This window comes from Streptomyces sp. NPDC005485, assembly GCF_040606085.1.
Classification (GTDB): domain Bacteria; phylum Actinomycetota; class Actinomycetes; order Streptomycetales; family Streptomycetaceae; genus Streptomyces.
In genome coordinates this window covers 1-1,459 of the sequence record NZ_JBEXDZ010000325.1, presented here as the reverse complement: position 1 = coordinate 1,459, position 1,459 = coordinate 1, and the positions used below count along the sequence as shown (strand labels likewise).

The 1,459-nt window shown below is 73.0% G+C and carries 2 protein-coding genes and 1 pseudogene; all 3 read right to left on the bottom strand.

Annotation, left to right across the window (positions count from 1 at the left end; genetic code table 11):
- On the bottom strand, positions 1 to 513 hold a 513-nt coding region (traA, locus tag ABZS97_RS43975), incomplete at its 3' end, for a plasmid transfer protein TraA (protein ID WP_356149729.1).
- A 97-nt stretch (positions 514 to 610) separates the two neighbouring features.
- Positions 611 to 1,093, bottom strand: a complete 483-nt coding sequence (locus tag ABZS97_RS43970; protein ID WP_356149726.1) for a hypothetical protein — start codon at positions 1,091 to 1,093, stop codon at positions 611 to 613.
- A gap of 98 nt (positions 1,094 to 1,191) precedes the next feature.
- Positions 1,192 to 1,459 (bottom strand): annotated as a pseudogene (locus ABZS97_RS43965) (hypothetical protein); the annotation flags it as partial.

The following is a 1,459-nucleotide window of genomic DNA, read 5'->3' as shown; positions in this document are numbered from 1 at the left end:
AGTGGGAGGACGGCCACACCTACCCGGTGGTGGACGTCGAGATCTCATCCGCGAGGGTGGCCGAGATGCCGCGGCGAGCTTGGCTGCGTTGCGGAGTTCGTCGGCGGCGCGCTGCATCTTGCGGCTGACCTTGAACGCGCGGATCTTCGAGCCACCGACCCGCCCGTCCGGGTCGGGCACCGTGGCGAGCACGGCCTTGAGGATCTCGGCGCCCATGGCCACCTCGAACGACAAGGTGACTGCCGCCGCGCGCAACGTGTTGCAGTAGTTGCGGATCTGCGCGGGGGAGGTGAACTCCGGGGCGGGGAGCAGGCTCTCCGTGTGCACCTTGCCCCCCAGCACGCTGCCGGTGCTGCTGCCGCGGTTGTTGTTCACGGTCAGATTGATCGGGGGCACGAACCCGGACGCCATGCCGCCGACGAAACCGCCGGCCGCGGCACCCGCCGACGTGAACTTGTTGTCGCGGGTGCTGCTGCGCTGCTGTCCGGGGCGGGGTGCGCGTGCTGTCGTCATGCTGGCCTGCTCTCTGGTTGGTGGTGCGGTGGGCCGGTCTGTCCGGTCCTCTGCCGTGCCCGGGCCCGTGGCCGGTACCGGGGGCGGCAGGGGGCCGTCAGCGGACGTGCGTCGTCGTGCTGCCCCACCACCGGCTCGAGGTCGTGACGGTGGTGTGGTGGTGGTGGACCGTGCCGCGGCCGGTGCCGAGCACCGTGGGGGCGAGCCTCGAGGCGACGACCGCGACCGCGACCCACATCACGACGGAGCCGACACCGGCGAGCGCGGAGACTGCGGTGCCGAGACCGGCGAGGAGCTGCCCACCCCCGAAACCGACGCCTCCGGCGAGCAGTCCACCCGCGGCGAGGCGCTGCGCCCGGGCGTCGAGCAGGGGAAGCGGGGTGAGGTCACGGGGCTGGTAGACCGCGGGGGCGGTGGGGAGGTGCTCGCGCAGTACGGCGACCATCTGCCCGCCCGGGCCCGGGACGTAGACGACCGCGGGCTGCTCGCTGTAAAGGCTCACGGTCCCGGTGACCGGGGCGGCCGGGACGGTGGGCCAGCCCGGGGGGACCTGCACTGCGGGGGTGGGGAGCTGCTCCATTGCTGTCTCCTGTGATTCAGAGGGGAGTTCGTTAAGCGCCCCGGGCCGGAGTCGATCCGGCGCCCTCACGGCGTGACTGCCGGGGCGGGTGGCGCTGATCAGAAGAGGGAGTCGGTCTCGTCCTCGAGGCGGTGGCGCTCGCGGTCGTGGGCCCGCTGCCGGGCGGTCGCCCTGCGGTGGCAGTCGATGCACCAAGCGAGCAGCTCCCCGACCGGGACCGCGGCTGCGGCTGCGGTGGTCAGGAGGAGATCGGCCGGAGCGGCGAGCAACTGCGCGTGCTCAGTGGTCGCGTCGCACTGCATGCCGGTCTTGCTGTGCTGGGAGCCGCACGCCCCGGTGCAGTGGCAGCGGTGCCCGGCCGCGGAC